This window comes from Flavobacterium zepuense, assembly GCF_007097145.1.
GTDB classification, from domain to species: Bacteria; Bacteroidota; Bacteroidia; order Flavobacteriales; family Flavobacteriaceae; genus Flavobacterium; species Flavobacterium zepuense.
Genome location: NZ_VJVZ01000001.1, coordinates 146,397 through 170,706 on the forward strand (window position 1 = coordinate 146,397; position 24,310 = coordinate 170,706).

The window sequence follows — 24,310 nt, forward strand, 5'->3', positions numbered from 1 at the left end:
TGCAAAGATGTAAGGGACAGGCCAGCCGGGCATTGATATTTATCAATATCGAAACCGCCTCAACAATTTCCCTTACTGAGGACGATATTGATAAACATCAATGAACCCCTGTTTGCGTGCCACTACTTTTGGAACCATAAACACAACCCTAACTAAAGGACAGCCTTATGAAGACCATACACATACTACCCTACCTGGGCATAGCTGGTGGGCGCTTGGCAGCGGCAGCGGCCCTACTAGTACTGATACACGCCCAATGTGCCGCCCAAGGCTATATCGAAGGCGTGAACATCAGCTACGAGCACCTGCCCATGAAGATCGAAGCGCCGGGCGGGGACCAAAACTTTTCCGGCAACAATATGAAGCTAACCGCTGCGGTACCCATTTTCCTAAGGGAAGACCGCTCCAGATACCTTATTGTGGGCGGTAGCCTGGAAGCGTTCAATTTTTCGGGTACGCACCCCGATTTTGAGCCCAACAGCGTCTACAGCATCTCCCCTACGCTGGGGTACAGCACCAGGGTGGGCAGGGATGTAAACCTGACCGGACTGCTGGTGCCCACCCTCAACAGCGATTACAAAGCCATCAAGGCATCGGACATCAATTTCGGGGTGATATTCCGGGCCAGCTGGAAAGCCTCCGAGGCGATTACCTGGAAAGCGATCCTGGGATACCGCCAGCAGTTCTATGGCCCGCAATACGTGGTATTGGTCGGCATGGACTGGAAGGTAACCGACAGGTGGATGGTATTCGGCGATGTGCCCCATAGCCTTACCATAAGCTATGCGGCCAGCCCAAAGGTCAACGTAGGATTCAACCTTTTTGTACAGAACTCCACCTACAGGCTTGAGAACCAGAACCGCTACTTTGAATACAACTCCGTAAATCCCGGCCTGTTTATCGAGCGCTACATCACCGATAGCTGGGCCGTCCGGGCCACGGCCGCCTATACCCTGATCCGGAATATGGAAGTGTACAACAGCTATGACAAGGCCAAGGGCTTTATCGACTTCTATGAAATGGGCAACCGGGCCGACCCGCTTAACCCGGAGGTAAGCAGCGGCCTTTCCTTCAAGGTCGGCCTCAGCTATCGCATCGTTCCGGGGAAGCACAAATAACAAATACCTTATATCATGATCAATAAATTCTTCAACAGTATGGCGGCAAGCTGCCTGCTTACACTACTGGCGGTGTTTACCGCGCAGCCTGCCGAAGCACAGTCACAGGGATCGGCCCCCGCGGCAGGAGTGCTACTGGATAGCCTGGCCGAGACCGGCATCCTGAAAAAAAACAGGATCAGGCAGCCGCAGGAAGCCCTTACCCTGAGCCGGTTCCTTAAGGAGGGGAAAGTCCATGTACTGGCCGTAAGGGAGGACAACGGGGAAACGATTACCGGAGTTGACCTGAGCGAACTGTTGGGGCGGTTCGACAGCGAGATATTTTCCCTTATTGCCGGCAGCGAGTTTGACCAGCTCTCAGCGCTGGTAAGCAGCCAAGCTACGGCGGTAACGGTAGGCTATAGCGACCTTTTGCCTTGCGTTTCCGGCAGCAGGCACCTGGCCATCGGCATCAATTATGCCGAACACGGAAAGGAAACCGGACAGGTAAGGCCGTTCATGTTCCCAAAGCTTGTGGAGACCGACCCGGCCCTGCATACCCTGCACTATACCGAGGGCTGGCTGCTTGACCACGAGGTCGAGCTCGGGATCGTGTTCCCTTCCGACATTTGTTCCCCAGAACTGGACGACAGCCAGCGCATTGGCTTTATGGTGGTAAACGACTTTACCGATCGCGCTACGCTGATGCGCAACATGGACAGCCAGGATGTTACCGGCGGCAAGGGTTTCCCCGATGCCAAAAGCCTGAAGGGATTTTTGCCCACCGGCCCCTACATGGTGATCCCCCGAAACTGGCGCACGTTTGTGGCCGAACTCCAGCTTGAGCTGAGCTTGAACGGGACACTGCGCCAAAAAGGCGCCGCAAGGGACATGGTATGGAAGATCGATGAGATCATTGCGCGCTCGTTGGGCACTAAAAACAGGGCTGAAAGCTACTATGCGGGGCGCCGGATACCCTTGTTTGAGGGCGACTGCATCCCGGCAGGCAGCATTATTGTAACCGGTACGCCTGCCGGTGTGGTATTCAAGGCGCCCAAAGGCAGCTTTATTTTTGGCAGGGTATTAAAATACATCTTTACAGGCAGGTTCCTTACTGCAAAGATGCATCCCTATATCCTACAGCAGTACCTCAAGGAGCAAATGGCAAACCCGAACTACCTTAAGCCGGGTGACCGTGTGGAAAGCACGATCAGCTATCTGGGGACCATAAGGACCAATATTGTCAGGTAGCCTACAATTTATCGATCAGCCGCTGCGTTGATTAGGGAGCGATTAATGCATTGCGCTATAGCGCCCTTACCGCCAAATTTTATACTTTTAGGCGGTCAACCCTTTGCCCTAATAACACGAACATCATGATGACCCCAACCGATCCGCTTGGCAAAATAGAGGCTTTTATACGAACGATCATCAATCCCAATCCCGAGGAATGGGAGGCGTTCGTGGATATCGTGCGCTTTGCCTCCCTTAAGAAAAAGGAATTGCTGCTCTCCGAAGGGCGCGTATGCAATTTTATAGCCTTCTTAAATTCGGGCGTGCTCAGGGAATACAATTTTGTGAACGATAAGGAGACCACCGTCGACTTTATCGGCGAAAACCAGTTTACCAGTGCCTACCACAGCTTTATCACGCAATCGCCATCCACGCAGTATATAGAGGCGCTTACCGATGTGGAGCTGCTGCTGCTGGACAAGGCGTCGATAAATGCACTTTATGACCGGTATAAGATATGGGAACGCTTCGGGCGGCTGATCATTGAGCATATTTTTTGCGCCAGCGAGGAAAAGCGTAAAAAGCTCATCACGACAACGCATGATGAGCAGTACCGGGATTTTGCGAAAGCGTATCCCCAGATCGTGCAGCAGGTACCGCAGTATTATATCGCTTCCTATTTAGGGCTAACGCCAGAGCACCTGAGCAGGATACGGAAAAAAGCATAAGCTTATTTTTCTGAGAGGATGGGTGCCTTTTGGAAATAATCCGGATCTTCTATGCAATCCACGATGAAGCGTGCCACGTTGCGCCGGCTTACGAACATTCCGGGTTTTGCCGTGTAGTCCACCGTTACCGGCTTGTCCTTTGTACTGTTGGTCAGCGCCACCGGCCTTACCGATGTCCATTGCGTATCTGACGCGGCCAACAGCCTGTCGGCTTTTGTATGGTCGCTAAATACGATCTTGAGGTTGGTATGCCGTACCATGAAGCGCGTCAGCCCGGGTGCCAGCGCCATGCTCTCACCGGCGCCGATCGTGGACTGCCGTATGATACGCTGTACGCCCTGCGCCTTCATGGCGGCCAGGGCATTGGCCGTAGTGCGCTGCAGCACATCCGTGGGTCCGATCTGGGCTGCCCAGGGCAGGTCCGATTTCCTTGGATTGTTCAGGGTGCTGATCACGGTATCGCAGCCCTTGATCGCCTTGAGCACATCTTCAGGGTTATAGGGCGTGCCTTCGATAATTTTCAGGTTTTTGTGGCGGTGCCCAAATTCCGCAGGCTTGCGCACCAAGGCCACCACGCCGTAGCCGCGCTCCAGCGCAAATTTCATGACCAGGGCGCCGGTTCTTCGCTTGCGCCCAGTAATAATAGCTTTTTCATAGGTGTTGTAATTGATTTAACGCGTTCTAAATGGATTTACGGATTGCCAAATGGCCGTATCGCGCAGGCAAAGGCCTGTCCAGAGCAGCAGGATCACCGCTATGCAATGCGCAAAGGCCTCCCCAACACGCCAGTGGGCCACAATGGCACCTCCCATGTACCCTGTAAGCAGTATAGCCCCAATAGCCGAGGTCCGGGGCAGGAAGTATACGATAAGACAGGGCAGCAAGATACACGAAAGTGTAAAGGGGGTGCCTGCCGGCATTCCCATGGCAACCATCTCCTGGGTGTATGGGTGACGGGAGGCTGAAAAATCCGACGAGTGTGCCGTAAAATAAGGGAAGGCAAGAGACAATTGAAACGATCAGGCCGAAGATCGGAACGAGCCGATTCTTTTTGTTTTTTTGTGTAGAGTCCATATATTTATCGTATTGTTACTGCCCCAAAAGTAAAATGCATTAACTTTACAGACCTTATCTCTTAACCTTGGGAAACTAGTTTCCTGAATGAAAGTACCTGAAAATGAACCCCAAAAATCAAAAGCCCGAACCATTGGCCTGCGACCCTATGTCGCTTATAGCCATTAAGGATACCCTGCAGCTGCTATCGGGCAAATGGAAGATCCAGATTGCCGGGCTCCTGTTCCGCAGCGGGCGCATGCGCTTTATGGACCTACAAAGGGCAATCGACGGCATCGGTGTAAAGATGCTTTCCAGGGAGCTCCAGGAACTCGAGGAGAATAAGATCGTAAGCCGTACGGTGATGGATACCAAGCCTGTCACGGTAGAATACGAGCTTACCGCACACGGCAGGACCCTTGAAGGTGTCATCGTTGCCATCTCAGACTGGGGCGTTACCCACCGCAACCACCTCTTCAAACAACCTAGCGTTTAGCCTATGGAGCTATTATTTGCCTATTTTGAAGTAAAGTCCGGTACACTGCTTACCGATATGGAAAAGAAACGTATTGCATCCCGCTTTCTGGCCAAGCGCCTGCGCAAGCGCCAGTACCTTTTGCAGGAGGGCGATATATGCAAATACTTCAGCTTTATCGTACAGGGCGCCGCACGCACCTATTCGGTAGACGAAAAGGGCAATGAGCACATCCTGCATTTCGGCACCAGCGGCTGGTGGGTGGGCGACAACGAAAGCTTCACCCTGCATACCCCTACCCGCTACAACATCGACATGCTGGGAGATACCGAGCTGCTGGTCATTACCGAAAGTGACCTGCAGGAGCTTATCGACACTATCTCGGCCGTATCCAAAACCATTGCCGCGATAAGCAGCCAGCGCGTGATCTCTGCGGAAAAGCGTATCCATGCCGCAATAAGCCAGACGCCTGAAGAGCGCTTTGCAGCGCTTAATGCAGCCTACCCTGATTTTCTGCAAAAATTCCCGCTGAACATGATTGCCTCCTACCTTGGCATATCGACAAAGACACTCGGCCGCATCCGCAACAATAGCAAATAGTACTGCTGTTTTCACCTACGACCTGCTTTCCTCATAGTCAGCAGTGAAAGCGTTCCCTGCTGCTCCCCTACGGGACAAATGTCCCCTGCCCTTTCAGACAAATGTCTTACCCCAGCCCAGTATTGCACCCTAACTTTGCTTAAACTTTAATTAAAAGAGAAATGGCAAAAATAATGGTAATCTCAGGGATGGCGGTACTGCTTTCCGCTGCCCTGGCACACAACCCAAACCCTAATTTTATTAATCCAAACAATACAGTACGTATGGAAGCACAAACTGAAAATAAGACAGCAGAAAACAACCAGGAATCAGAAGCGGTAAAAGTAGTGAATGCACTATTTATGGCCTTTAAGGGCGGTGCTACACCAGCGGAGCTTGCGGAATTTTATGCCGAAGATGCCGAAATGGACATCCCGGGCGATACCCAAACCGTGCCGTGGATCGGCAAGCGCAAGGGAAGGGCACAGATCACCAAGCATTACGAATTGCTGCGCGAATACATCAAGCCTGAAAAGCTTGATTTCATAGACATGCTGGACAAGGGGAACAGGGTAGTCATCCTGGGGTACCTTGAATCACGCAACAAGAAAAACAACAAGGTGATGAAATCCCAATTCAGCATCAACATTGTCGTTAAGGATGGCAAGGTGGCCAGCTACCATTTATTGGAAGATTCATATGAGGTGGCGCAAAAGGTAAAGCCTTAATCCTTTTAAGGAATATTCACCCAATCGTATGCGTATGAAAAATGTGAAAACAATGCTTGCTTCCCTCGCACTTCTATGCCTTGTCTCCTGCACCGATAAAAGCGCAAAGGCGGTAATTGAAGAGCAAGGCAAGGCAGAGAGCGTACAGCAAGCGGAAACCCTCGATGCCTTTTACAGGCGCTACATTGCGGCGGCCAATGCCCGCGACCTCGATGCTATAGCTGGAATGGTGAGCGACGATGTGATAATTAACGGGGTAAAGAAGAAAAAAGAAGATTCTGTAGGTGGGTTCCAATACATATTGGACGCGGTACCTGACTACGAGTGGAAGATAGAAGACCTCTTTACCGACGGTGAGCGCATCGCCTGCCGCCTGACCGATACCGGTACGCCTACAAAAACGTTTTTGGGAAATGAGCCGACCGGCGCCTCGATATCAATTACCGAATTCGCTTCCTACAGGGTGCGAAACGGCAAATTCATAGAAATGTGGTACCTGATCGATGCGGCCCAGGTTAAGGAGCAGCTTAAGAAATAACGTACCGTATACTGCATCCTATCGCAGGGCTTCGCAGCCGAATAGGGATAGTAACCGTAAATCCGGCCGGCGGTAAGGCACGCTTTACCTACCGTTCATCCTCAATTTGGCTACAAAATACTGTAATCCTACTACATCTTACCCTATCAGGCTGCGGAACTTTGCATAACAAAACAATATAATTATGCAATCAGAACAAAAGAAAGTGGCATTGGTAACCGGTGCCAATACCGGTGTGGGATTCCAGATCGCCAAGGCACTGGCCGAGAACAACTATATCGTGTACCTCGGCGCGCGAAATATTGAAAAAGGAAGGAATGCGGCAGCGCAGCTGGGTGAAAATGCGATACCGGTACAACTGGACGTCACCCTTCGCAGTACCATTGATGCCGCGGCTGCGGAAATCCAGCAGCGATTTGGCAAGCTTGACCTTTTGGTGAACAACGCAGGAATCTCCAATGCCGGAACCCAAAAGGGTACGATGGAGGAAATGCTTGCGGCCCAAAAGCCAAGTGTTGTCAATGTTGATGAGATGCGCGCGGTTTGGGAAACCAACGTGTTTGGGGTTGTGTCGGTTACACAGGCAGTACTGCTCTTGCTCAGGCATGCGGCCGCACCCCGTATCGTTAATGTTTCCAGCGGCCTTGGCTCAATGACGCTCAACATGAATCCGGATAACCCGTACAGGAAGCATTATGATGTGGTATACGGGGCATCGAAGGCGGCCATGAATGCCGTTAATGTGGCCCTGGCAATAGAATTGGAAGACACCAACATCACCGTTAATGCAGTAAGCCCAGGATTTACGGCCACAGCGCTGAACAATTTCCAGGGAACCGACTCGGTGGAAGAAGGCTCTAAGGAACCGGTACGGGTAGCCCTTGATGAAAGCGGCGTTACCGGACAGTTTACCGGCCCTAACCAGGAAAAATATCCGTGGTAATATGTAACAATCTAAAACCGGTGGCCAGTACAGGCCATCGGTTTTTTTTATTCCTATCTTTCATCCATGAAAAAAGAAGAAAACCTTATCCGTTACCGTTCCATCCCTGAAATACACGAGGCCTTTGGCATGCCCAAGCCGAAGCATCCCCTGGTAAGCCTCACCCACTTTGACAAGGATAAGCCCATAAACCCTGACCGGCTGCCGGGCTATGATGTTTTGGACTTTTATAAGATCACCTTTATTTCAGACAGTTCCGGCCGGCTAAAGTACGGGCAGGACTATTATGACTTTAACGATGGCGGCATGCTGTTCCTGGCACCCAACCAATTGGTGGGCGCTACCGATAGCAGCGGCGATGCCGACTGCTACATCCTCTTGCTCCATCCGGATTTTCTGCACGGCTATCCGTTAGCAAAAAAGATAAAGGAATATCGTTACTTCTCCTACGCCGTAAATGAGGCGCTCCATTTATCGGACGATGAAAAGCAGACCATACTGTCAGTCTACGCGATACTGGAAAAGGAACTGAACGGCCGCATTGACGAATTTAGCCAGGAAGTCATCATTGCACAGCTGGAGTTGCTGCTCAGCTATGTCAACCGGTTCTACCGTCGCCAATTCATTACGCGAAAGACCATTAACAGAGGCCTTTTGGAACGGACCGAAGCGATACTGGACGAGTATTTCAACTCAGGGATGACGCACGACCTTGGCATTCCCACGGTACAGTTCCTCTCAGGACAGCTCAACCTGTCCGCAGGCTACTTAAGTGACATGCTCCGCTCGCTCATTGGCAAGAGCACCAAGCAGTATATTCACGATAAGCTTATTGAAAAGGCCAAGGAAAAGCTCTCTGCCACACCGCTTTCTGTGTCCGAAATCGCCTACCAGCTGGGATTCGAGCACAGCCAGAGCTTTTCCAAGCTCTTCAAGAGCAAGACCAATCTTTCGCCATTAGAGTTCAGAAGCTCATTCAATTAAAAGTAGTTGCTTTAGCCGACCAAAGTTACCGCTCTGTACGTAGTTGTAGCTGCTTGTTGCCGTTTCGAAGTTTACAGAATGTCCATAAGTTAAAATTATGCGACAAATGTCCCCAAAATTTCGTGCCGAATGTCCTTTAATTGTTGCGGAAAGAAGGTCAATTTTGCCGCTATAAATTTTATTAATATGAAACTTAAAGATAAAGTAACTGTAGTTACCGGCGGTAACAGCGGTATAGGATTTAGGATTACTAAGGCATTAAAAAACGAAGGCGCCGTTGGGGCGATCTCAGGAAGAAATCAGCAAACGCTTGATAAATCTGCAAATGAGTTGGCTCAGGATTTATAGGCGTGAAGGGCAACGTTACCAGTATGGACGATGGATAAATTATAATAGAATCTAATACTGTACTTTGGCCTATTGCCTCAAGAGTTTCCACATTTAATTGTTCTGATATTAAAAAATCCTCAGTTGTCTCACTTAATTTTACGCCAACAGTATAGATACCCAAAGCCGTAGCTGTATAGTTTTGTCCAGTAGCTCCTACAATAGCATTTCCATTAAGATACCACTGATATCCAAAGCCCTGGGTAGTGTTTAAAATTGCTCCTGACTGGCTAATAAGAGAGTTAATAGATAGTGGCCTTAAGTGAATAATCCTGCGTTTCCCATTGGTGTATGGCGACAGAGACGGGCATCTTGAGATGCTGCCGAAACACGTGGCTGCCGCTAAATGGCACCCGGCTATGAAAATCAATACCATTCACCATCAGGATATTGAAACCGCCATGGAATTGGCCCTTCAGGGAGCAATAGATAACCGTAATTGCAACATAACTGATGATGCCGCCCTATCAATAATGAATTGCTCCAAGTTACCGGAAACGCTATGGAATCGTCATCTGAACCATTACCGAATCCTTGGTACCTTCACTCTGACAGCGCACTGGTGCGCACCTTGGGATTTCAACCTAAATCAGAACAGTGCGTCAGACCAAGGATGCAGATATGCTTTAGCGATAAACTACTTTCAATAAGATTTTTTTATCCAAGTAAGAGTCAGTCTTGTGAGCCAATGTTGCAATCGATATTTATCTTGTAGCTAACGTATTAAGGGGAAAAAAGTTAATAATTGTAGTAAGTGACAAAAGGTTAATAAATTAAGAATAGGAATTGTTGTTTTGTAAAATTATAAAGTTACTCGTCCAATCTTTAAGGGCTTGTTAAGATGTGGCAAGCTTGTGTTAAACTATTCACTAACAAAATTTACTTGAATTATCCTACTTTACATCTACCATTGGGACTTCATTTCCTGTAATTATCGATCGTATGATATGCATAGAGGCCTCCTCGCCAAAATCAAGCCCTGAATAATCGGGATTAAAGCCTCCAATATACGGTACAGCCATGATGTAAATACGCTTGTTGGCCTTTCCGTTTGTGTCTATCACCTCAAAATTATCATTGATCGTAATGCCGGGGACTTCTAAATAATACCCTTCCTTATTTTGCTTTACTTTTTTATTGCCCGATGCCTGTGCTTTACTGCCCTCATTACCCGATTGAAACTTAAGTATTGCCTTGCTAATGGTTCCATTATCCAGCATGCTCTTAAAGGGGAACTCTTCAAACAATAAATGTGGCTGGCCTACGCAGTCTACAAAAGTTTTATAACGGTTAGAGAGTTCGTCACCTGTATCATCAGTATAATGATAGGTTATACCGCCAGTATCGTTAATTTCAACATCGCTGTCCTGTCCTACCAGTACGATATCAAGCCGGCCTGCGTCATGAAGTGCAAGCAGCTCTTTACAGGATGTTTGCGGCACAAAGGCAATTACTATCGATATTAAAGGCATCAGCACCTTTTGCAGCCTCAGCATATCTTCGGCTGAGAAATATTTAGCCGGATAGTTCATGGCAAAACTTAGCACGGCCAGCGATTCCTTCCAATAGACCGACTCATGCTTTTTAATCGATCTATCGGCTTCTGCATATTCTAACCGTAGCAGGTCAAATGGCGATGCATTTTCGCGATAGTGCATCATATCCTCCACAAAATGTTCAATGCTTACGTCTTTAATGCGGGCATAGAACTCAGGATCTTTATATTTAAAGAGGTCTTTAAAATCTTTCTCAAAAATAAAATCGAGCGACAGGAATCCCCCGTTAGCGCTTTTGTGCTGTTCTATGGCTTCAGGTGTTAGTAACGAACTGTTTTGAAGGTGAGAGTCTTCCAAGTGAAAGCGCACTGCAGGCAACAACCCATTGCGGGAGTGCATAACCATTTTAAAGTTTTCGCTACCGGGTGCAGGCTCAAAATGTAGAATGCCGTTTGCATCTTCTTTAAAAGAGCCATTTTTACGGGCAAGCGTGCGGATGGCATCAATAGCGGTTAAAGATGAACCTTTAATTGCAACGGGGTGGTTAAGCTTCAATTCTAATTTAGCGGGTGGATATGGGCTGTCAAAATATCCCTCAACTTTGCCTTCATGTTTTTTGGGCCAATTATGGCCCGTGCAAATAATGGCAAGATCAAACTCCTCGATCGCTGAGCCTTCAAATTCTACCAGCACTTTATTAAGGTCAGGCTTATCGATAACATCAGTAACTTGAATACCAAGATGCATTACTGTACTAATCCCGGCTTCTCTGGCCATATACTTTAGTAAATCAAACTGCGCCTCCAAATATTTGCCAAACAACAGCCGGGGCAGCACCTTGTAATCGTTAAAGTTTAATGGGGTTATATCGTAGGGCTTCAGTATCTCTTTATCAACCGAGCAAATCCATTCGTGTATAGAGGTTACAATAGTGGGTATCTCGTTACCCGATACATTAGTTATATGCTCCTTGTTTGCACCCTCAGCGCTATAAGGCATACCGGCACCCAATTGCTGTTTGCGTTCAAATATTTCTATTTCAATATCGGTACGGCCACTTTTTACCAGCCGTTTATACATAAACAACCCGCTGGGGCCACCGCCCAGTATTGCAATGCGTTTTTTAGTGTCTTCCATTATAGTACAGTAATTAATAACTGTGCAGTACTAAGTTAAAACGAGTATTATAAATTATTCAGTAATAAATCTTAAATAAATAGCTTTTGCTTAATTTTAAAACTTTTACGTAAAATGTTACATTAATTTTATGAATATTTATAATATCTGTTGCCCGCCTATATATCCTACCTCGGTATCTTTTAACACCGGGCTGCACCCCGAACAAATCTTCCATCCCCAAAAACATCCTCCTGCTATATATGCTTTTTTTAAATTTCCCATTGTCTTATATTGTTCAATTGCTCAGAATTAACCTAATTGTAAGTTTTTACCAATTTAATCTACAAAAGCGCATCAAAATGGATAGGTAAGCTATTAATACGTTTTCCTGTTGCATGATAAATAGCGTTAGCTATTGCCGCCGGTATGGCTACCAGCCCTATCTCTCCTACCCCTTTAATACCAAGTTCGTTTATTAGCTCGTCTTTTTCATCGGCAAAAATAACATCCAGATCATGAATATCGGCATGAACCGGTATATGGTACTCGCCAAGGTTAGCGTTCATGTATTTACCTAAATTTTCATCCAAGATAGTCTCTTCGTGCAGCGCCTTGCTTATGCCCCATATCATAGAGCCTAATACCTGGCTGCGCGCTGTTTTAGGATTAATGATCCTCCCGGCAGCAACAGCGGTAACTGCTCTTGTAACGGTAATGGTACCCAGCTCTTTATCAACTTCTACCTCTACAAAAGAGGCGCTGTGCGTAGCCTTACTGTAATTTTTAAGCTTTAAAACATCCGGCCCGGCCATTTTTTTAGCCTTTAATTCCGTTTCTTTAATAAGCGTCATGATATCTTTAAAAGACAATGCCAGCTCCGGGTTTGATCGTAATGCAATGGCACCGTCTTTAAAAATGATGTCTTCATCCTTAATATCGCTAAAAGGCGAACCCTTAATACCTTTAGCTTTCTTTATTATCTTTTTCTTGAGCTCTTTTACCACGGCAACAATGGCCACACCGGTTGAAGACGTTATGGCCGACCCTCCCTGGAACATAGAGAACGGCTTTTTGCTGTCGCCATAATCAAAGGTTATATCTTCTAAAGGCAGGCCTATTTCATCGGCGGCTACCTGGGTCATTACCGTCATGGTACCGGTACCAATGTCAGTCGTGGCATTGTGCAATATCAGCTTACCCTCTTTCGTGAGTATCACCTGCACACGTGCAGGAAACTGGTAGGCATCCCAAATACCCGTAGCCATACCGTATCCCACAAGCTTATTGCCCCTTTGCATACTGCCGGGCTGCGGGTTACGTTTATCCCAGCCAAATTTTTCGGCAGCCTCTAAATAACATTGCTTTAAAGCTTTGCTTGTGTAAGGCTTGCCGGTTGATGGATCAGTTTCACTATAGTTTTTAAGGCGCAGCTCTAACGGATCCATTTTTAGCTCATACGCCAGCTCGTCCATCATGCATTCTATGGCATGCATACCGCTAACACCGCCGGGTGCACGCATATCTATAGGCGTAGGCAAATCCAACGAAACAAGGTCGTACTCAAACAAGGTGTTTTTTGCCGGGTACAGCATGTGGCTCCACGATGTTAATATCTCGGCATAATCTTCGTACGATGAAGTTTCGCCAATACCGGAGTGGTTCATTGCGGTTACGTTACCTTCGGCATCAGCGGCAAACCTTAGGTTTTGTACCGTTTGCGGACGGTGACCAAAGGTAAACATCTGTGACCTGTCTAAAGTAACACGTACATTGTGCTTTAATTCTAATGAAGCCATAACCGCCATAAACAGCTGGTATTGTGGGCGTAGCCCGGATCCGAATCCACCACCCACAAAAGGCGAAAGTACCCTTACATCTTTATAATGCAGCCCAAAAACATTGGCAACAAACAACTGGCTGTTTATCGTGCCCTGTGTTTTATCATAAATGGTCAGTTTTCCTTTGCCTTCATATACCACGGTGCTGGCATACATTTCTAACGGGTTATGGTGCTCTGTGGCATGGGTGTACTGCGCAGCCACCTTTACGGGTGCGCAGCTGTAGGCTTTCTCAAAATCGCCCACGGGTGGCGGCGGTGGCGGCTTTAACATGGTAGCCAAACCCTTTTTAGGCTCGTGTGCCTTATCAAGGTTAGTTACAAGGCCGGTTATAAAAGCTTCCTCCTCATATTCAAACTTTATCAGCGTTGCGGCATAGCGGGCGGTTTCAAAATCCTGCGCCACTACTAAGGCTATGGGCTGGCCGTTAAACTTTATTTTATTATCATGCAGCGGTTTAAACACCGTGCCGGGTGGTGCATCCATATCAGCATATTGCAGGTCGAACCACGCGGTAGACGGACGGTTTTCGTGCGTAAAAATTGCCTCCACACCCTTAAGCGCTTTTACAGCCGATGTATCTATAGCCGTTATTTTGCCTTTGGTAATGGTGCTGTTTACAACATAACCGTACAGCAAATCGGAAACGTTGTATTCGCCTGCATATTTTGCAGATCCTGTAACTTTCTGGCGGCCTTCCAAACGGCTGACCGGCTGTCCTATAGAGGGTAACTTTGTCATACTTTTCGTGTTTTGGTTGGCTTATTAAAGAGATGGTTGTGCTCCGGGGCGTTGGCTTTCGGGGTTAAGTGCCATCATACAATTTCGGATAATAGCCCTTTTGGCAAGCGGTATCTTAAAATTATTATGCTCGTAACCCACTGCGCCCTGCAAAATAATATCTGCGGCAGCGGCAAAATTTTCGCGGGTTGCCTTTTTCCTTTTCAGGAAATCTTCTGCCTCGCTAACGCGCCACGGTTTGTGTGCCACACCGCCAAGGGCAATACGGGCTTCGCTAATAATAGTGCCGTCAAGGTCGAACCCGATTGCCACCGATACTAATGCGAAAGAATACGATGCCCTGTCGCGAAGTTTTAAATACGAATAGTTTTTTTCGAAACCTTTAGCAGGCAGGTCGATACCTGTAATGATCTCGCCATGTTTTAGATTATTATCAATATGCGGAGTGTCGCCCGGCAGGCGGTGATAGTCGGCGAAAGCCAAAATCCTGTCGCCATCAGGACCCGTTATGTTCACAGTAGCGCCAAGTGCCGCCAGCGCCACACACATATCCGACGGGAACACGGCAATACAGCTTTCGCTTTGCCCTAAAATGGCATGAATGCGGTTGTAGCCCTTTATGGCCGAACAGCCCGAACCTGGTTCGCGCTTATTGCAGGGTGTGTTAACATCATAAAAATAATAGCAGCGTGTGCGCTGGTTAAGGTTGCCACCGTTGGTTGCCATATTGCGTATTTGTGCCGAAGCACCTGCAAGTATAGCTTTAGATAACAATGGGTAATCTCGCTCTATTATAGGGTGATAGGCGGTATCAGCATTGGTTACCAATGCACCTAATCTAACGCCCCCGTTATCCAGTTGAGTAATCGTATGGTTATCGATAATGGGATTAATATCCACCAGCTTATCAGCCTGTGTTACAAAGTATTTTAGCAGGTCGTTAATGTTGGTTCCGCCTGCAACTATTTTATTTTGGGTGCTCCCGTTAAGCTGGGCACTAGCCTGATTAACATCAGTAGCTTTGGCATAGGCAAAATTATTCATAACCGCCTCCTTCCTTCACTTCCATAAGGGCGTCGATAATGCCTTTACTGGCGCCGCAACGGCACAGGTTGCCGCTCATAAGTTCGGCTACTTCCTCACGGGTGTGGGCCCTGCCCTCTTTAAGCATACCAATGCCGCTGCAAATTTGCCCCGGTGTGCAATATCCGCATTGAAACGCATCGTGCTCTATAAAAGCCTTTTGCAGCGGGTGCAGCTGTTCGTTTTGGGCTATACCCTCTATCGTGGTTATTTCGCTGCCGTCTTTCATAACGGCAAGTGTAAGACAGCTTAGAACGCGTTTGCCGTCTGCCAAAACGGTACAGGCACCGCATTGTCCGTGGTCGCAGCCTTTTTTTGTACCGGTAAGGTTTAGCTTTTCTCTAAGGGCATCCAGCAGGGACACCCAGGGAAGGACATCCAGCCGGTAATCGGCGCCATTTACCCGTAACGAAGTTGTGTGTGTGGTGTTCGTTTCCATAGGCAGGTTATAAGTTGTTTTTGTTACTCTCTAATTTCCGACTTTAATTACCACATGGGTAATAATAGAATGTTAAGCTTTTTCATCCGACTATGTCAATTGGTACTTATTTAGTCTTTAAGTAAATTTATTTACCCTAATAAATCGGCTCATCTAGAAAACTTAATAATAGAACGGCAAATTGTGCAATCTAACAACGAATTATCTATAAATTAGTAAATTTTGATAAGCGTGTTATCAACTAAAATAATAACTTTAATAGGTTTCATAATTTATCGTAAATTTACAGCAGTGTTTTGGTCAGAAATAATGAGTTGACCTATGAGTGTACCTACTCCATTACATTTCTGAAAACGCCAGTATTTACTGGGATTTACATAAAGGTTCAGGATCCTCTTTCTCCGCCACATAAGGTTACAAATGTAACTTTAAAAGTCAAAAGCCTTTAAATATTAGTATTTAAAGGCTTTTGTTTTTTACAATCTGTCAAAAAACACATTAATTATCAAAGAACAGTTGACCTATTTTTTTTCAGGCTTTTTAAGCCAAAATAGGTACACTAAATTTAGGAATTCCCCATCAATTGCTGGGGAAAGGTAGGTGCTCTCATAGTTTTTGATCAATCAATATTAATTAAAAAACTAGATCAAAATATGATGGAGGATATGAGTAAGCTGATGCAAAAGTATAAACCGAACAGTTGATATAGTTAATGTTTGTGATATATAATCGTATTGTTTTTACCTTAGTTATATATAATTGCGCTTTGTGCAGCTTTTTATTTGTATAATTACAGAATAGCATTTAGTCTACTATTCTGTAGTTACATAAACTTAATTTACTTTAATAACCACTTTACCCTTTGCGCGTCCACTTTCCACGTATTCCAGCGCTTCATTTGTTTGCTCAAAAGTAAATACTTTATCAATTACAGGTTTAATAACATCGGCTTCAATTAGCTTGGTGATTTCCTGTAGCTGATTACCTTCGGCCCTCATAAAAAGAAAAGAATAATCAACCTGATTTTTTTTAGCTTTGCTCCGTATACTAAAACTAAGCAATGATAAAATTGCCTTCAGGTACCAGGGCAGACCGGTTTCATCTGCAAATACGGGGGTTGGTGGCCCTGAAATAGAAATGGCCTTACCACCGGCTTTTAATATTTTAATTGATTTTTCGAGCGTTTTAATATCCTGGCTATTAAGTATAACATCATAATCTTTAAGTACGGATTCAAAATCCTGCGTTTTATAATCAATCAGTACATCTGCACCCAGGTTTTTAAGTAATTCAAAACTTTTTACACTGGCAGTAGTTGCGATGGTGGCACCCAAATGTTTAGCCAGCTGAATCGCTATCGTTCCTACACCGCCGGAACCTGCCTGGATAAACACTTTTTGGCCTTTTTTTAAATTAGCCCTTTCCACCAGCGCCTGCCAGGCTGTGAGCGCTACAAGCGGAATGGAGGCAGCTTCTTCCATACTTATATTTTTAGGCTTGTATGCCACATCTTTTTCATTTATGGCAATATATTCTGCAAAGGTACCTATGTGGTAATCCGGCGTGCGCGAATATACCTGGTCGCCAATTTTAAACCGGGTTACATTCTTACCTACTTTGGTAACAATGCCTGCTACATCGTGCCCAAGGATTAATGGCAATTTATAAGGAAGTATTAACTTAAACTCCCCTACTTTAATCTTTGAATCCAGGAGGTTAACGCCCGCCGAATGAACTTTTACCAAAACCTCATTGTTTCCCGCAACAGGATCAGGGACATCTGCGAGTTGCAGGTTCCCTTTAGTATATTTGTTTATTATAAATGCTTTCATCTTAATTTTTTAAAAGTTGATGACTTTTAATTGGGTTAATGATCTTAAAGGCAAGTTTTGGAAAAACCCTGTTAACCATATTAAAGAGTTTTGCATCGCCTACCCTTATTGTATAATTATTTTTTAGCAAACCATTAATAAGCCCCTTTACCATTTCTTCTGGCGATATCTTTTTATCAGTCCTGTCTGCGGTCATTTCTGTAGCTACGAGGGGTGGAACCAGTTCGAATACCTTTACGTTACTGCCGATGATTTTTAGGTGCTCACGCAGAGATATGGTATAAAAAGCCAAAGCTGTTTTAGATGATGAGTAGGTAGCCTCAATTAACGAAGGGGCCATGCTAAGTATCGATGTTGTGTTGATAATTGCAGCTTCTTTCCTTGATTGTAACATACCCAAAAAAAGATTATTTAGCCTTATAACACCCAGATAATTAACTTCCATTTCATAAGCAGCACCCTCCGTATGTTTATCATTCGGGATACCTAAATTTAATGGGGTAACAAGTACCGCTGCATTATTATATAGTATATCTATGCCTCCCAGTTCTTTTACTTTATTAAAAAGAGACTGTGCATCATCCTTATTTCCTGCATCACTTTGTATGGCTGTTATAGCGGGGTATGCATTTACAGCAGCATCCAGTTTGGCCTGGTTTCGCCCGGTAATGATAACTTTTGCACCGAGTGCCAAAAATTGCCTGGCCGCTTCAAGACCTATACCCGATGCCCCACCCGTTATCAGTATTGTTTTGCTTTTTAGATCCATATTATTTGTTTTACTATTATTACTTATGAATAAATATTTTATCTTTAAAATATACTTTTTAGTCTATTTTTTTGGTAAAAAAAATCAGATTGTGTACTGGTCTAATTCTGCCTTTAGATTTTTAATTAATGAATGCATTGGTTTCATGGTGTTCATTGTACGGCACATTACAATACCGCCTTCGGTGGCAGCAACAAATTTAAATGCCATGACAACGGGATCAAGTTGAGGTGAGAATTCTCCATCTTTAATACCCTGCTTTAATATATTGGTAAGTGCTTCCTGCCCGAGTCGAAATACAGCAGCTACCTTTTCTTTGATCAACGGAAAATTATCATCTACTTCAACCGCCGTATTAAATATTGGGCAACCTCCTGATATATAGGTGTCAATAGGGTCTTTGTAAAAATCAAGAAAAGTAAATATCTTAGCCCTTGCTGTCTTAGAATTAGATACGGCCTGGTACATCCTGTCTGAAACCTTCTTTAGCATCATGTCAACAACCTGTACTGTTAGGTCATCTTTATTTTCAAAATGTCCATACAGGCATCCTTTAGTTAACTTAGTTTCAGCCAGCACATCATCTATATTCACACCCGAAATACCTTTCGTGTTATACAGAGGTGCGGCTGTTTCCAGGATAAATTGTTTTGTCTTTTCAGCTTTAGTTAACATAAGTAATAATTTACGCTAACAAATATACTAAAAAGTATATTACTGTTAATTACTTTTGTTGAAATACTATTATTTATACACATAAAATAATAATCGCAGTAAAGTGCTAAGAATCCCGGCTAATACATTACAACCAGCCGTATAAAACTGCTGGATTTGAAACTGTCATTGTAAAACTTATTAACCTACATCAGGACGTTTCCAACTTTTGTAATCTCTTATATAATCTTAAGAATTTTAAAAAAAATTAAACGTAGCTATCAAATCCGCTTCACTCCCAATTTTGTCCGCCTCACCCCGATTTTTTCACGTATCAAACGTTAACCGGAATACTTTTGACCTGTTAAACAAAAACTTTATACATAACTAAAACTAAAAATCATGAGGGTTATAAAAAATTCATGCATTGCAGCACTACTCTTATTGTCAGCAAATTGCTTTAGCCAAAGCTCATTTGGGCGTATAATGGATCGTATCCACTTTGGGGTAAAGGCCGGCGCTAATTACAGCGATTTTACAAATGCCAACTTTAATACCGAAGGCCTTGTGGGCTTTCATGCCGGTGCTATAGTGGGGTTTAAGATTAGCGACAGCTTTTCGGTAGAAGAGGAGGTTTTATATTCCCAACAGGGTGCAACATTAAAAGGTGGCTTGCTGGATGGAGAGGATATAAAACTATCGTACGTTACTGTACCTATTGTTGTTAAGTACAAGACAAGCTTCGGGTTATACCTGGAAGCCGGCCCACAGGTAGGTATATTGGTAGATGAAGATTTTAAAGCCTTGGGGATTAATTCTGATACTGACTTTGCCGAGAAAATTGATGGCGGCATAGTAGGCGGTTTTGGATACCAGTTTGAAAACGGGCTTGGCATCGGGGCAAGGTATTACATATCGTTTACAGACGTTACCAAAGCGAGAAACGCAGGTGTAAATACCGATTTTCAGAACAACATGGCGCAAGCGAGTATATTCTATATATTTTAAATTAAAGCAGCTGCTTAAGCCATTTACATAATTTGTTTTGGGTCAGTTGAATATTTGGTTTTAGTAATGCTTAAATCCGGCTACATTTTTGTCGCCGGATTTTTGTATCAATCAAAGAAGTCCATATGGTACTATCGGAATCAGATAAGTGGTAACTTAGCTGAACGATCAATACAATAAAGAGGTTATTTATGGGAAATGATATTTCAAAATTGGTAAGTGCCTACAGCATCCGGGAAATCGCGAAGATGAATATCTTTCTTAGCCTTTTAATATCTGTATTTGCTGTTTTCTTTCTTACTGTTTTTCATGAACCTACCATATTAATTTTTGGCATGACCCTTAAAAGCGGCTGCTATATTGGGCTCACTTCTTTTACCCTGTTGTACATTCTGCGTTACTGCTCAAAAAAATTCCAGGCCAATACCTCAAAATTTCGAATTGTGCGTTATTGCACAAGTTTCTTGTGCGCACTAATTATACAGTTTATAATCTGGCCCTTTTTTGCTTTTATATCAGATATCCAATGGGAATATGACGAAACGAGGCTGATCTTTATATTTACAAGCGAAGCACTAATAATGACAACCCTGATTTTAATGCTACAGGACTTTGCATTGGTACGCCATGGCAAATCGCAAACTGAACTGGAAAACTCCCGCTTGCAATTGCGAAATGCCGAAGCAGAAAACCTGCTCTTAAAGCAGCAAATACACCCACACTTTTTATTTAACTCTTTAAATACCTTAAAAGCATTAATCAAAAAAGACCCTAATGCTGCCGAGAGTTATCTTATACAACTTGCTGATTTTTTGCGAGCGGCGGTATCTGAAAATAATACCCAGGCAACAACCCTTGAAGAGGAACTGAAACTTTGTAAAAATTACATGGAGATGCAAAAGATACGGTTTGGCACCGCATTGTCCTGGGATCTTATTATAGACAACGAAAATATGCTAAAAGGGTTCGTGCCCTCTTTTTCATTACAGCCGTTGCTTGAAAATGCCATTAAGCACAACATATTTACTAAGGAGAGCCCCTTAAAAATAATGGTACGCCAGCATGACAGCTACATAAGTATTAGTAATGCCTTTAACCACAGGAATGCAGGGGAACTATCAATTAAAAGCGGGCTTGTTAATTTAGCCGAACGCTATCTGCTTTGGTCGGGCGAGGAAATTATAATTAAGAATGATGGTGTTATCTTTTCTGTAAGCCTTAAAATTATGATGCATGAAAATAATAATAATTGAAGATGAATTGCTGGTAGCAGAAGACCTTGCTGCTAACCTGAAGCAAATACAGCCAGATATTGAAATTGTAAGAATTATTGGATCTATAAAAGAAGCTGTTGCTTATTTTACTGTCAACCCCCAACCCGACCTTATATTCAGTGATATACAGTTGGGCGACGGATTAAGTTTTGAGATTGCAAAGCACATTGCTATACAAGTACCCGTTATTTTTTGTACCGCCTTTGATGAATATGCATTAGATGCCTTTAAGGCAAACGGTATTGAATATATATTAAAGCCTTTTAGCACACAGGCTTTATCTGGCGCATTGGATAAATTCAGGAATATGCAGAAAGTTATGGCCGGTAACATCGCATTGCAATACGAAGCTGCCCTTGCCACTATAGCTGCAATAAACCAAAATAACAGCGCTACTATCATGGTACGCTACCGCGACAGGCTCTTACCATTTGCCCTTAATAAAATTGCGTTTTTTTGCCTTGACAATGAATTAACGTATATGCATACCCACTCTGGGAAAGCATATGTAATGCCCGAGAGCCTGGAAGATTTAGAGAATAAAGTGGGGGGTATTTTTTTCAGGATGAACAGGCAATTCCTGGTCAACCGGAATGCCATTGAGGATGCCGTAGATTATTTCCCCAGAAAACTAAGGATTAACCTTACCCTGCCTTTTGAAAAAGAAATAATTGTTAGCCGGGAGAAGAAAAACAAATTGCTGGCATGGCTTGCCCAATAAACAAAGTCAAGGTTTACTCATTTTATAGAGGATAAAATTATTAGAACTATATGGCCATTTCAAAGCACCGCCTAAGGCATTACCTCCAGGAAATTCTTTATATTATTGCATCATGGATAATGGGCGGGTTGTTGTTTGTATTTGTAAAATTTAACGACCTGCCCAATGCATTTATACATAAAATGTATCCGGTAGAACCCTGGATGAACAAAGTGAACATGTATGGCTTCTCAATTTTGGCTTGCTGCATCTTAGGGCTGGTTATGGGGCTTTTTCACACATTGGTTTACCCACGCTTAATCCGCACCCGAAATATTATATTAAGCATTGGTTTGCGCCTATCGGTTTTTCTGTTACTAACGGCAACCATAACCTCCATCTTTTTTCACCAGTCAGGCTTTACAATACCGCAAACAAATGCAGGTGCACTACAAAGTTCGGCTACCGGTGTTTTCCTGTATCTTACTTTTATAGAAATGCTTGTTGGCGTGGTGGTTACCTTGCGCAGGAATCTTGGCAGCAATTACTTCCGGAATTTTGTGCGTAATGCCTACTTTACCCCTACCATAGAAAACCGTGTTTTTATGTTCATCGACCTTAAAAACAGTACCGAAGCTGTTGAAAAAATGGGGAATACGGCATTTAGCAGTTTTATACAGGACTGTTTTAAAGACCTGTCCTCCCTTGTCCTCGATCTTGGTGGTGAAGTCTACCAATATGTAGGCGATGAAGCCGTTGTTACCTGGGAAATAAAGCCACGGTTTAATTTTGAAGACTGCCTTCTGCTGCATTACAGGCTCGCTGCAAGGCTCTCTAAAAAAAATTCATTCTATATTAAAAATCACGGCATATCCCCTTCCTTCAGGAGTTCTGTCCACAGCGGTGCGGTATCGGCCGCGATGGTAGGAGAATATAAAAAAGAAATTGCCTACCACGGCGGGGTGCTTAACCTATGCGCGAGGCTACAGGTGGTGTGCCGCGATTATAATGCCGACCTTGTAGTCTCGGAAAATATATATAAAATGGTTTCCCATTGCGAAAATTATAAATTTCTTTCCCTTACCGGCATTGTACTTAAAGGCATTGCTGATAAACAATTGGTCTACCGGGTAGAGCAATTATAAAGCATTACAATAATGTAGGCTTTACTTGCCATAAATAGTATATCCTTTTTTATAACCTCCTCCTATATCTCATTTAAAACCTCAACAACAGTAAGCCGCTTCCCCCTCCATTTTGTCCGTTTGCACTTCATTTTCATTACATACCGCATTTTACCCCGCTACCTTTACTAAAGGAAAATGAAAATATCTAAAACGACAATTATGAAAAAAATAACATCCTTTTTTGTGAGTGTGCTGATTGGCTTTATAACAACACTTACAACGCTGCCTTTGCAGGCACAAAATACCAAGGTAATTATTTCGGGTCTTGAATCTGACAAGGGACAAATCATACTCAATATTTTTAAAGACAGTGAATCGTATGAAAAACAGGCGCCTTTTAAGACATTGACTTTTGAAAAGACAAAACTTGTTGAAGGTTCAATGACCGTGACCTTTGAAGTAGAGCCGGGAACCTACGGCATTACCCTTGTAGATGATAAAAACAAAAATGGGGAAATGGACAAAAACCTGCTTGGCATCCCCAAAGAAGGATTTGGCTTTTCAAACTTTTTTATGGAAAAGATGAAAAAGCCTTTGTTTGAAGAATTCAGGGTACCCCTTACGCCAAAAAATAATACTATTAAAATAAAAGTAAAATACATGTAGGTATCTACCTCATGCTGTGAAATACTGATTACACTATACTAACTATTAATACAATAATTATGAGATTTAAAAAGAATTTTCTAAAAAGCTTTGCTATGGTAACTCTGCTTGGCATTGTGCTGTCGTCGTGCGACGATAATGATGTGGATGTATTCGGTTCGGCCGATTTAAAAGTGGTGAATGCTGCGCCAAACTCCGGGTCGCAACGGTTTGTCCTTGCCAATATCCCGGAGATCAGCGACCTTGATTATTTAGACAATTCCGTAGGATACCTGAATGTTGCCTCAGGAAACGATCTTGTAGCACAATTCAGGGACCAGGATGATAACGACTTGTACGCAACTGAGAAATTTGACATCCAGGATAACAGGGATTATACCATTTATTTAACCGGCGAATCAGGGTCGGATGCCGAAGTACGGTTATTTCAAGATGATTTTGCGGCACCCGCAAGTGGCAAGGCAAAAGTTAAATTTATCCATCTCAGCACCGGGGCACCGGCCTCACTGGATATAAATAATGCCGAAGGCAATGCACTTGCAACTAATGTAGCGCGCTATAGCCAAAGTAACTATTTTGAGGTTGATGCAGGCACAATAGCATTACAGGCCCATAGTGCCGGATCAGGTGAAGCCATTGCCACACTGGGAGCGACAGATTTTGCCGCCGGAAAAATTTATACAGTTTATATTGCAGGATCAGCCACCTCCGGATATACCCTTAAAACACTACAACACAATTAATATAATATCATAAGGCTGTGCAAGCTAAGCTGTACAGCCTTATAGTATTTATAAACCCATATCAACCGGTTTCTAT

The 24,310-nt window shown here is 44.2% G+C and carries 27 protein-coding genes; 17 read left to right on the forward strand and 10 right to left on the reverse strand.

The genetic code is table 11. The features are described from left to right. The first annotated feature begins 167 nt into the window (after positions 1 to 167). The 3 genes from FMM05_RS00720 (at position 168) to FMM05_RS00730 (ending at position 3,058) form a co-directional block, all read left to right on the forward strand. Positions 168 to 1,118 (forward strand): DUF6268 family outer membrane beta-barrel protein, encoded by a 951-nt coding sequence (locus FMM05_RS00720; RefSeq protein ID WP_143371421.1) that lies wholly within the window; start codon positions 168 to 170, stop codon positions 1,116 to 1,118. Positions 1,119 to 1,133: 15 nt separating this feature from the next. After that, positions 1,134 to 2,348 carry a fumarylacetoacetate hydrolase family protein gene (locus FMM05_RS00725; protein WP_143371422.1) on the forward strand — a complete coding sequence of 405 codons (1,215 nt, stop codon included), beginning with the start codon at positions 1,134 to 1,136 and terminating at the stop codon, positions 2,346 to 2,348. 125 nt (positions 2,349 to 2,473) lie between these two features. Beyond that, positions 2,474 to 3,058, forward strand: coding sequence for a Crp/Fnr family transcriptional regulator (locus FMM05_RS00730; protein WP_143371423.1), 585 nt, complete (start codon positions 2,474 to 2,476; stop codon positions 3,056 to 3,058). A 2-nt stretch (positions 3,059 to 3,060) separates the two neighbouring features. Here FMM05_RS00730 and FMM05_RS00735 read toward each other — a convergent pair whose 3' ends face one another. Together FMM05_RS00735 and FMM05_RS00740 are read right to left on the reverse strand one after the other, a co-directional pair. Further along, positions 3,061 to 3,729 carry an NAD(P)-dependent oxidoreductase gene (locus FMM05_RS00735; RefSeq protein ID WP_317129555.1) on the reverse strand — a complete coding sequence of 223 codons (669 nt, stop codon included), beginning with the start codon at positions 3,727 to 3,729 and terminating at the stop codon, positions 3,061 to 3,063. Continuing rightward, positions 3,730 to 4,068: a DoxX family protein gene (locus tag FMM05_RS00740; protein ID WP_317129551.1), complete on the reverse strand. Its 339-nt coding sequence runs from the start codon at positions 4,066 to 4,068 to the stop codon at positions 3,730 to 3,732. Positions 4,069 to 4,235: 167 nt separating this feature from the next. Here FMM05_RS00740 and FMM05_RS00745 point away from each other — a divergent pair, with 167 nt between their 5' ends. From FMM05_RS00745 to FMM05_RS20910, 8 genes are all read left to right on the forward strand, one after another. Then, a complete protein-coding gene (locus tag FMM05_RS00745; protein ID WP_143371426.1) occupies positions 4,236 to 4,607 on the forward strand; it encodes a winged helix-turn-helix transcriptional regulator in 372 nt (123 codons plus the stop codon). Positions 4,608 to 4,610: 3 nt separating this feature from the next. Further along, positions 4,611 to 5,186: a Crp/Fnr family transcriptional regulator gene (locus tag FMM05_RS00750; RefSeq protein ID WP_143371427.1), complete on the forward strand. Its 576-nt coding sequence runs from the start codon at positions 4,611 to 4,613 to the stop codon at positions 5,184 to 5,186. Positions 5,187 to 5,347: 161 nt separating this feature from the next. After that, positions 5,348 to 5,893 carry a nuclear transport factor 2 family protein gene (locus FMM05_RS00755; RefSeq protein WP_143371428.1) on the forward strand — a complete coding sequence of 182 codons (546 nt, stop codon included), beginning with the start codon at positions 5,348 to 5,350 and terminating at the stop codon, positions 5,891 to 5,893. 52 nt (positions 5,894 to 5,945) lie between these two features. Next, positions 5,946 to 6,431, forward strand: coding sequence for an ester cyclase (locus FMM05_RS00760; RefSeq protein ID WP_185965476.1), 486 nt, complete (start codon positions 5,946 to 5,948; stop codon positions 6,429 to 6,431). Between the two features lie 184 nt (positions 6,432 to 6,615). After that, on the forward strand, positions 6,616 to 7,374 hold the full coding sequence (locus tag FMM05_RS00765; protein ID WP_143371430.1) for an SDR family NAD(P)-dependent oxidoreductase: 759 nt from the start codon (positions 6,616 to 6,618) through the stop codon (positions 7,372 to 7,374). A gap of 66 nt (positions 7,375 to 7,440) precedes the next feature. Continuing rightward, on the forward strand, positions 7,441 to 8,358 hold the full coding sequence (locus tag FMM05_RS00770) for a helix-turn-helix domain-containing protein (RefSeq protein WP_143371431.1): 918 nt from the start codon (positions 7,441 to 7,443) through the stop codon (positions 8,356 to 8,358). A gap of 186 nt (positions 8,359 to 8,544) precedes the next feature. Next, positions 8,545 to 8,706 carry an SDR family NAD(P)-dependent oxidoreductase gene (locus tag FMM05_RS00775; protein ID WP_221932237.1) on the forward strand — a complete coding sequence of 54 codons (162 nt, stop codon included), beginning with the start codon at positions 8,545 to 8,547 and terminating at the stop codon, positions 8,704 to 8,706. A gap of 398 nt (positions 8,707 to 9,104) precedes the next feature. Beyond that, on the forward strand, positions 9,105 to 9,395 hold the full coding sequence (locus tag FMM05_RS20910; protein WP_185965477.1) for a hypothetical protein: 291 nt from the start codon (positions 9,105 to 9,107) through the stop codon (positions 9,393 to 9,395). Between the two features lie 243 nt (positions 9,396 to 9,638). On the opposite strand, the gene FMM05_RS00780 is transcribed toward FMM05_RS20910, so the two are convergent. The 8 genes from FMM05_RS00780 to FMM05_RS00815 all read right to left on the reverse strand — a co-directional run bounded on the left by FMM05_RS00780 (position 9,639) and on the right by FMM05_RS00815 (position 18,737). Continuing rightward, positions 9,639 to 11,378: an FAD/NAD(P)-binding protein gene (locus FMM05_RS00780; RefSeq protein WP_143371432.1), complete on the reverse strand. Its 1,740-nt coding sequence runs from the start codon at positions 11,376 to 11,378 to the stop codon at positions 9,639 to 9,641. A gap of 138 nt (positions 11,379 to 11,516) precedes the next feature. Beyond that, entirely contained in the window at positions 11,517 to 11,642 is a 126-nt protein-coding gene (locus tag FMM05_RS00785) for a peptide-methionine (S)-S-oxide reductase (protein WP_143371433.1), read from the reverse strand. Between the two features lie 59 nt (positions 11,643 to 11,701). Continuing rightward, positions 11,702 to 13,939 carry a xanthine dehydrogenase family protein molybdopterin-binding subunit gene (locus tag FMM05_RS00790; RefSeq protein ID WP_143371434.1) on the reverse strand — a complete coding sequence of 746 codons (2,238 nt, stop codon included), beginning with the start codon at positions 13,937 to 13,939 and terminating at the stop codon, positions 11,702 to 11,704. 24 nt (positions 13,940 to 13,963) lie between these two features. After that, positions 13,964 to 14,983 carry an FAD binding domain-containing protein gene (locus tag FMM05_RS00795; protein WP_143371435.1) on the reverse strand — a complete coding sequence of 340 codons (1,020 nt, stop codon included), beginning with the start codon at positions 14,981 to 14,983 and terminating at the stop codon, positions 13,964 to 13,966. Next, entirely contained in the window at positions 14,976 to 15,461 is a 486-nt protein-coding gene (locus tag FMM05_RS00800) for a (2Fe-2S)-binding protein (RefSeq protein ID WP_143371436.1), read from the reverse strand. Before FMM05_RS00800 ends, FMM05_RS00795 begins: the two co-directional genes overlap by 8 nt. 833 nt (positions 15,462 to 16,294) lie before the next feature. Continuing rightward, positions 16,295 to 17,293, reverse strand: a complete 999-nt coding sequence (locus FMM05_RS00805; protein WP_143371437.1) for an NADP-dependent oxidoreductase — start codon at positions 17,291 to 17,293, stop codon at positions 16,295 to 16,297. A gap of 1 nt (position 17,294) precedes the next feature. Continuing rightward, complete coding sequence (locus tag FMM05_RS00810; RefSeq protein ID WP_143371438.1) at positions 17,295 to 18,062, reverse strand: SDR family oxidoreductase; 768 nt, start codon at positions 18,060 to 18,062, stop codon at positions 17,295 to 17,297. Positions 18,063 to 18,146: 84 nt separating this feature from the next. Continuing rightward, positions 18,147 to 18,737 (reverse strand): TetR/AcrR family transcriptional regulator, encoded by a 591-nt coding sequence (locus tag FMM05_RS00815; RefSeq protein ID WP_143371439.1) that lies wholly within the window; start codon positions 18,735 to 18,737, stop codon positions 18,147 to 18,149. 381 nt (positions 18,738 to 19,118) lie between these two features. Here FMM05_RS00815 and FMM05_RS00820 point away from each other — a divergent pair, with 381 nt between their 5' ends. The 6 genes from FMM05_RS00820 to FMM05_RS00845 all read left to right on the forward strand — a co-directional run bounded on the left by FMM05_RS00820 (position 19,119) and on the right by FMM05_RS00845 (position 24,234). Next, positions 19,119 to 19,724 (forward strand): porin family protein, encoded by a 606-nt coding sequence (locus FMM05_RS00820; RefSeq protein ID WP_221932238.1) that lies wholly within the window; start codon positions 19,119 to 19,121, stop codon positions 19,722 to 19,724. Between the two features lie 191 nt (positions 19,725 to 19,915). Beyond that, the gene (locus FMM05_RS00825; protein ID WP_143371440.1) at positions 19,916 to 20,977 is read left to right on the forward strand and encodes a sensor histidine kinase; all 1,062 of its coding nucleotides are present in this window, start codon (positions 19,916 to 19,918) and stop codon (positions 20,975 to 20,977) included. Next, positions 20,958 to 21,719: a LytR/AlgR family response regulator transcription factor gene (locus FMM05_RS00830; protein WP_143371441.1), complete on the forward strand. Its 762-nt coding sequence runs from the start codon at positions 20,958 to 20,960 to the stop codon at positions 21,717 to 21,719. The genes FMM05_RS00825 and FMM05_RS00830 overlap by 20 nt, the downstream gene beginning before the upstream one ends. Before the next feature lie 50 nt (positions 21,720 to 21,769). Continuing rightward, the gene (locus FMM05_RS00835) at positions 21,770 to 22,843 is read left to right on the forward strand and encodes an adenylate/guanylate cyclase domain-containing protein (protein ID WP_143371442.1); all 1,074 of its coding nucleotides are present in this window, start codon (positions 21,770 to 21,772) and stop codon (positions 22,841 to 22,843) included. 201 nt (positions 22,844 to 23,044) lie between these two features. Continuing rightward, complete coding sequence (locus FMM05_RS00840) at positions 23,045 to 23,491, forward strand: DUF2141 domain-containing protein (protein WP_185965478.1); 447 nt, start codon at positions 23,045 to 23,047, stop codon at positions 23,489 to 23,491. A 95-nt stretch (positions 23,492 to 23,586) separates the two neighbouring features. Beyond that, positions 23,587 to 24,234, forward strand: coding sequence for a DUF4397 domain-containing protein (locus FMM05_RS00845; RefSeq protein ID WP_185965479.1), 648 nt, complete (start codon positions 23,587 to 23,589; stop codon positions 24,232 to 24,234). Positions 24,235 to 24,310: the final 76 nt, after the last annotated feature.

What these genes read in the sequence shown, in the direction of transcription:
- FMM05_RS00815 (WP_143371439.1), bottom strand. Translation starts at nt 18,737, where the DNA reads ATGTTAACTAAAGCTGAAAAGACAAAACAATTTATCCTGGAAACAGCC.
- FMM05_RS00750 (WP_143371427.1), top strand. Translation starts at nt 4,611, where the DNA reads ATGGAGCTATTATTTGCCTATTTTGAAGTAAAGTCCGGTACACTGCTT.
- FMM05_RS00760 (WP_185965476.1), top strand. Translation starts at nt 5,946, where the DNA reads ATGCTTGCTTCCCTCGCACTTCTATGCCTTGTCTCCTGCACCGATAAA.
- FMM05_RS00755 (WP_143371428.1), top strand. Translation starts at nt 5,348, where the DNA reads ATGGCAAAAATAATGGTAATCTCAGGGATGGCGGTACTGCTTTCCGCT.
- FMM05_RS00825 (WP_143371440.1), top strand. Translation starts at nt 19,916, where the DNA reads ATGGGAAATGATATTTCAAAATTGGTAAGTGCCTACAGCATCCGGGAA.
- FMM05_RS00765 (WP_143371430.1), top strand. Translation starts at nt 6,616, where the DNA reads ATGCAATCAGAACAAAAGAAAGTGGCATTGGTAACCGGTGCCAATACC.
- FMM05_RS00810 (WP_143371438.1), bottom strand. Translation starts at nt 18,062, where the DNA reads ATGGATCTAAAAAGCAAAACAATACTGATAACGGGTGGGGCATCGGGT.
- FMM05_RS00840 (WP_185965478.1), top strand. Translation starts at nt 23,045, where the DNA reads ATGAAAAAAATAACATCCTTTTTTGTGAGTGTGCTGATTGGCTTTATA.
- FMM05_RS00820 (WP_221932238.1), top strand. Translation starts at nt 19,119, where the DNA reads ATGAGGGTTATAAAAAATTCATGCATTGCAGCACTACTCTTATTGTCA.
- FMM05_RS00785 (WP_143371433.1), bottom strand. Translation starts at nt 11,642, where the DNA reads ATGGGAAATTTAAAAAAAGCATATATAGCAGGAGGATGTTTTTGGGGA.
- FMM05_RS00795 (WP_143371435.1), bottom strand. Translation starts at nt 14,983, where the DNA reads ATGAATAATTTTGCCTATGCCAAAGCTACTGATGTTAATCAGGCTAGT.
- FMM05_RS00770 (WP_143371431.1), top strand. Translation starts at nt 7,441, where the DNA reads ATGAAAAAAGAAGAAAACCTTATCCGTTACCGTTCCATCCCTGAAATA.
- FMM05_RS00720 (WP_143371421.1), top strand. Translation starts at nt 168, where the DNA reads ATGAAGACCATACACATACTACCCTACCTGGGCATAGCTGGTGGGCGC.
- FMM05_RS00845 (WP_185965479.1), top strand. Translation starts at nt 23,587, where the DNA reads ATGGTAACTCTGCTTGGCATTGTGCTGTCGTCGTGCGACGATAATGAT.
- FMM05_RS00725 (WP_143371422.1), top strand. Translation starts at nt 1,134, where the DNA reads ATGATCAATAAATTCTTCAACAGTATGGCGGCAAGCTGCCTGCTTACA.
- FMM05_RS00730 (WP_143371423.1), top strand. Translation starts at nt 2,474, where the DNA reads ATGATGACCCCAACCGATCCGCTTGGCAAAATAGAGGCTTTTATACGA.
- FMM05_RS00775 (WP_221932237.1), top strand. Translation starts at nt 8,545, where the DNA reads ATGAAACTTAAAGATAAAGTAACTGTAGTTACCGGCGGTAACAGCGGT.
- FMM05_RS20910 (WP_185965477.1), top strand. Translation starts at nt 9,105, where the DNA reads ATGAAAATCAATACCATTCACCATCAGGATATTGAAACCGCCATGGAA.
- FMM05_RS00800 (WP_143371436.1), bottom strand. Translation starts at nt 15,461, where the DNA reads ATGGAAACGAACACCACACACACAACTTCGTTACGGGTAAATGGCGCC.
- FMM05_RS00745 (WP_143371426.1), top strand. Translation starts at nt 4,236, where the DNA reads ATGAACCCCAAAAATCAAAAGCCCGAACCATTGGCCTGCGACCCTATG.
- FMM05_RS00830 (WP_143371441.1), top strand. Translation starts at nt 20,958, where the DNA reads ATGAAAATAATAATAATTGAAGATGAATTGCTGGTAGCAGAAGACCTT.
- FMM05_RS00780 (WP_143371432.1), bottom strand. Translation starts at nt 11,378, where the DNA reads ATGGAAGACACTAAAAAACGCATTGCAATACTGGGCGGTGGCCCCAGC.
- FMM05_RS00790 (WP_143371434.1), bottom strand. Translation starts at nt 13,939, where the DNA reads ATGACAAAGTTACCCTCTATAGGACAGCCGGTCAGCCGTTTGGAAGGC.
- FMM05_RS00805 (WP_143371437.1), bottom strand. Translation starts at nt 17,293, where the DNA reads ATGAAAGCATTTATAATAAACAAATATACTAAAGGGAACCTGCAACTC.
- FMM05_RS00835 (WP_143371442.1), top strand. Translation starts at nt 21,770, where the DNA reads ATGGCCATTTCAAAGCACCGCCTAAGGCATTACCTCCAGGAAATTCTT.